Source organism: Microvirga sp. P5_D2, from assembly GCF_054049475.1.
This window is the reverse complement of record NZ_JBFUMH010000269.1, coordinates 1-4,241: the sequence shown is the minus strand read 5'-3', so window position 1 is coordinate 4,241 and position 4,241 is coordinate 1. Positions and strand designations below refer to the sequence as shown.

4 protein-coding genes are annotated in these 4,241 nt (G+C 59.1%); 3 read left to right on the top strand and 1 reads right to left on the bottom strand.

The features are described from left to right. A partial coding sequence (locus ACXJKO_RS30095) for an integrase core domain-containing protein (RefSeq protein WP_457094692.1) occupies positions 1-168 on the top strand: 168 nt, incomplete at its 5' end. Positions 169-203: 35 nt separating this feature from the next. Here the strand turns inward: ACXJKO_RS30095 and ACXJKO_RS30090 are convergent. Next, entirely contained in the window at positions 204-446 is a 243-nt protein-coding gene (locus ACXJKO_RS30090) for a bestrophin-like domain (RefSeq protein ID WP_457094691.1), read from the bottom strand. A 1,228-nt stretch (positions 447-1,674) separates the two neighbouring features. Here ACXJKO_RS30090 and ACXJKO_RS30085 point away from each other — a divergent pair. Together ACXJKO_RS30085 and ACXJKO_RS30080 are read left to right on the top strand one after the other, a co-directional pair. Further along, positions 1,675-2,595 (top strand): hypothetical protein, encoded by a 921-nt coding sequence (locus ACXJKO_RS30085; RefSeq protein ID WP_457094690.1) that lies wholly within the window; start codon positions 1,675-1,677, stop codon positions 2,593-2,595. A gap of 32 nt (positions 2,596-2,627) precedes the next feature. After that, on the top strand, positions 2,628-3,935 hold the full coding sequence (locus tag ACXJKO_RS30080; RefSeq protein ID WP_457094689.1) for a protein kinase domain-containing protein: 1,308 nt from the start codon (positions 2,628-2,630) through the stop codon (positions 3,933-3,935). The last annotated feature ends 306 nt before the right edge of the window (positions 3,936-4,241 follow it).

The following is a 4,241-nucleotide window of genomic DNA, read 5'->3' as shown; positions in this document are numbered from 1 at the left end:
AAGCTGGAGATCTTCTCCAGCCTGAAAGAGGCTCACGTCGTCATCGGCGCCTGGCGGGATCACTATAACCGCGTGCGGCCTCACTCATCCTTGGGCTACCGGCCGCCCGCACCCATGACGATGGAGGTAGTCGTACAGCAACGACCCATACCCGCAATCATGCAGTAGGCTCTCAATGCGCCTGGTCCAAAACCCCGGTCAAGTCACTCCGCAATGGCCGCTTTGGCATACCGGGTGAGGCCATCGCGGAGTGCGGTGCCAGAATCACCTTCCACTTCCACGCTGAGGCGATAGAGCGTAGCAACAGCGGCAGCCTCTTGGGCTACAGCGTTCTCGGCCTCGTTGAACTTTTCCCACACGGTGATCACGGCAAAGCCTAACAGCACCGCATAGAGAACGCTGATAGTGGCGAACTTGAAGCCGCCGACCTCATTGTTGCGGCGCAACCGGTTCAGGCTTACGTGTCACCGTACAAGAACGGAACCTGCCATCGCGATGAGCGTCATGATGCCGACGAGGAGCATGCTGGACAGCCACACCGGTTCTATGACGAGGAGTGACAATGCCATTGCCCATGCTCCCTGTTGCAATCCAGCTTGCATGACCGAAAGCAGCGGCTACCGCAGGTATCCGAGAGCCTTTGCCCAAAGCCTACCGCCACAAGAGTGATCCGCGACTGATGTTAGTGCATGATGCGTTGTGACACTACGGCCAGGATTAGCTTGCCCTGTTTTCGTCCCTCCGATCTTTCATCTTGGTACGCCAGACCCGAGCCTGTTAGGCTCCTTTCGCCTCCAAAATTGCAGCCCAAGGCTCCACATGGTAACGGAAGTTCGGTTTTCGTCCGCCTCATGCCAAAAGACGACGTTCCTGTCGGAAGCTCACAGGTCAATGTTTTGTTGGCTCGACTGGCCAATGTATTGCGAGCTTGAATTCAACATTCCCGCCGGTGCGCGACTCGGACGCACAGGTTGTTTGCCCGTCGGTGTAACCGGCATCAAGGCGGAATACCGTCGGACCGCTCACAGCGAACACTGAAGCCGCGACCAATAGAATTTTCTATCGGCGCAACACGACAACTATTTCAGCTTGGGGCTGATGTCACTTCGCCACTGATCTGCGCCAACAGGAATGATGCAGCCTCGCCACATAGTTGGGCACCTCTGCGTCTGTTGTGGTTCGCACATTTCCCGCACCGCCCAACTCAACGTCTTCGCGCTTACGATGAAGAACGGTCAGGGTGTGTGTTTATTCCCTCAATACGTGACAATCTCGGAACTGTCACAGAAGAGTCCTATGCCCCGACCAGTGCAGGTCTGACGATGAGGTGACTTGAGAGTGCCGTTGTGGCCCCTCCAATCAGCGCGAGACCGCCGCTGTGCGGCGGCCCAAGCACATTTGCCTCGACAGGTGAGCAAGCCTAGCCCGGTGGTGCTACTAATGGAGTGGCRGAATTGCGTCAGGGACTGGTTCAGCGAAACCTGCAGTAAGTCGGAATTCGCAATATTGGTGCGTTTAACAACACGCCGTCTAGGGATAGGCCACGGCTTATCCAGACACGCTTCCGCCTTTGAGCGCCTCAACCGCAGCCGGGAACTTCAGTCTGGCCGCCCTGTTGTTGGATAGCTCGGCTCATCGAGCTGAGAACAGGGTTAAGTAAACTGGAGCTGACGCATGAGTGATACAGAGAATTCCGACCAGCCGACTCCGGTGACACCGGAGAACCCGCCTTCGACTGAGACGACAAGTTCGACGGAAGCGGCGGTCGGAACGCCTTCTGATCCGGCTGGATCCACGCCGGATGTCTCAACGGAGTCAGCTCCAAAAGAAAGTGCGCTGGCTGATGTGGCCACTCCGCCGGATGTGCAGGAGCGTCCGAAAACCAAAGGTGTGGCCGATATCGTCTTCCTTGTCGATGTCAGCGGCAGCATGTCATCCTGCATCGATGCACTCCGCCGAAACATTGAAGCCTTCATCGACTCCCTAAGCCGGGGCGATGCTAACAACGCCGCGCCTGTGAAGGACTGGCGTGGCAAGGTCGTCGGATATCGTGACATCGAAGCGGCCCAAGCCGAGGGGCTGCCCTGGATCGTCGATAACCCCTTCGTCCGCGATGCCGGCGCACTCAAGGCACAGCTTGGCACCTTGCAGGCAAACGGCGGCGGTGATGAGCCGGAATCGCTTCTCGACGCTCTCTACAAGGTTGCCTCCATGGAGGCGGTTCCAAAGGGCTCACAGATCGAAGATCCGGCAAAATGGCGCTACAGGAGCGATGCGGCACGGGTTGTCATCGTCTTCACCGACGCCTCGTTCAAGGAAACCATGAGCCTCCCCGAGGCGAAGGGCGGTTCGCTCCAGGATGTTGCGAACCTTGTGATGGCCAATCGCATCATCCTCAGCCTCTTCGCCCCCAACTTTGAGGGCTATGATCGACTGAGCCAGATCGACAAGTCGGAATGGGAGGTCGTGGAATACGAAGGACTGAATCCGCAGGAAGCATTGCAGAAATTTACGTCTGATCCGGTCAATTTCCGCAACACACTGAAGCAACTGGCTGCCAGCGTATCGCGCTCGGCAGCGACCGTGGCGCTATAGGCACCCCACCCCTGTCACAGTGAGCGTAAGCCATGGCCAAGAAGCTGAAGGTCGGTGATTGGATCCGGCAGTACCGCGTCACAAAGGTCTTTGGACCAGGCATGATGGCGATCTCCTATCGAGCCGAGGCGCCGACAGGGGAAAAGGTTTTTCTGAAGCAGTACAAGTCTCCTGCCCCTACGGTCGTCTGGTACAAGGGGTTCGTCGCCTATCAGAACGAGCTTGGAGCCCGCGTCCGGAACGGGCGGGCGGCTCAGTTCGCGGTGCGCCAAGTGGATGCGTTCGAAGAGGTCTGGGGTGGACCCTGCTACTTCCAGGCCTTCGAGTTCGTGGAGAACGGAGCCGACCTGCAGCAAATGCTTGATGAGGAGCGGGAGCAGCATCGTCGCACCAAGGTGCCCGCCACCCGTGATCCTGCAGTCTGGGCCCGTCACGTCACCTGGGCCAAGGTCTTCATGACCGGAATGGCGGCGCTCCACGAATCCAAGATTGTCCATGCCGATCTGAAGCCGGCGAATGCCTATCTGATCCAGGACCCGACGATCAGCTCCGGGTATCAGCTCAAGCTGATCGACATGGACTTCTCGCTTCTGGCCGACCGCCGTGCGCCCTGGCACGGCCATCAAGGATACGTCGGCACCGATAACTACCGCTCTCCCGAGCATACGAGGCGGGGGGATGTGCCGGGGCTTGCCTCGGATGTCTTTACCTGTGGGCTGATGCTCTACGAGCTTCTCGCTGGCTATCATCCCTACTGGACCGAGGACCAAGCGGAGTACGCAAGGCTCGTACAGAGCTATGCCGCAAAACCTCCGGCACTTGCCGGGTTGATGCCGGCACCAGCGAGCAATGCCGAAGTCAGCTCCTTTCTGCACCGCTGCCTCTCACCGGACCCTGCCACGAGACCGACGGCTGCGGAAGTTCGGGCTATTTTGAGTGGGCGCGGCGCAGGGTCATCCACCGCCAAAGAAGGTTCGGCAGTGGCAGCGGGCGACAGCGCTCCGCGAGCTGCCGCCGAATTGATTCTATCCGACAGAATTGAGCTGCTGGCCCCCGATGGACGCTCACTAGAGATCGGGGTCAGGACGGAACTTGGAAAACCCCTGGTGCGGCAGTTCGGGCCAGACAGTGAGTTCTGGGACAGTCGCCAATGTGTCCTGGAACGCCATTCCGGGCGGCAATGGGTAATATCGCCTGTGGCCGGCACAACCAACGAAACGCTCGTGAATGGTGCAGCGCTCACGGCGCCTCGCCCGCTCAGGCAAGGAGATCGGATCGCTGTCGGACGCCAGGCCAAAGGCATCGTCAAGATGCCGCTCACCGCGCGGACACCCAAATGAGCCGGCCTGATAGAGCTGAAGCGCCTGAGCCTGTTCCTGTGGGTGAGAAGCCGGAGACGCCAAAAGCGGATACTACAATGGCGGATGTATCCGGGGATGAACCTGCGACACCGAATCCTGCACAACCGCCAGAAGCTCGCGCCTCAGATGCTCCCATTATAAGCGCTGAATCGAGATTGGAAGCTGCGGCACCGCCGGTGAGCGAAGTTCCCCCGTCGGACATGGGAAGCCTGCCTCCTGACGCGGCTCCGACCGCCGTCATGGCGCCCTTKCCTCTTCAGATCGTGGAGGCAGAAAACCTGGATT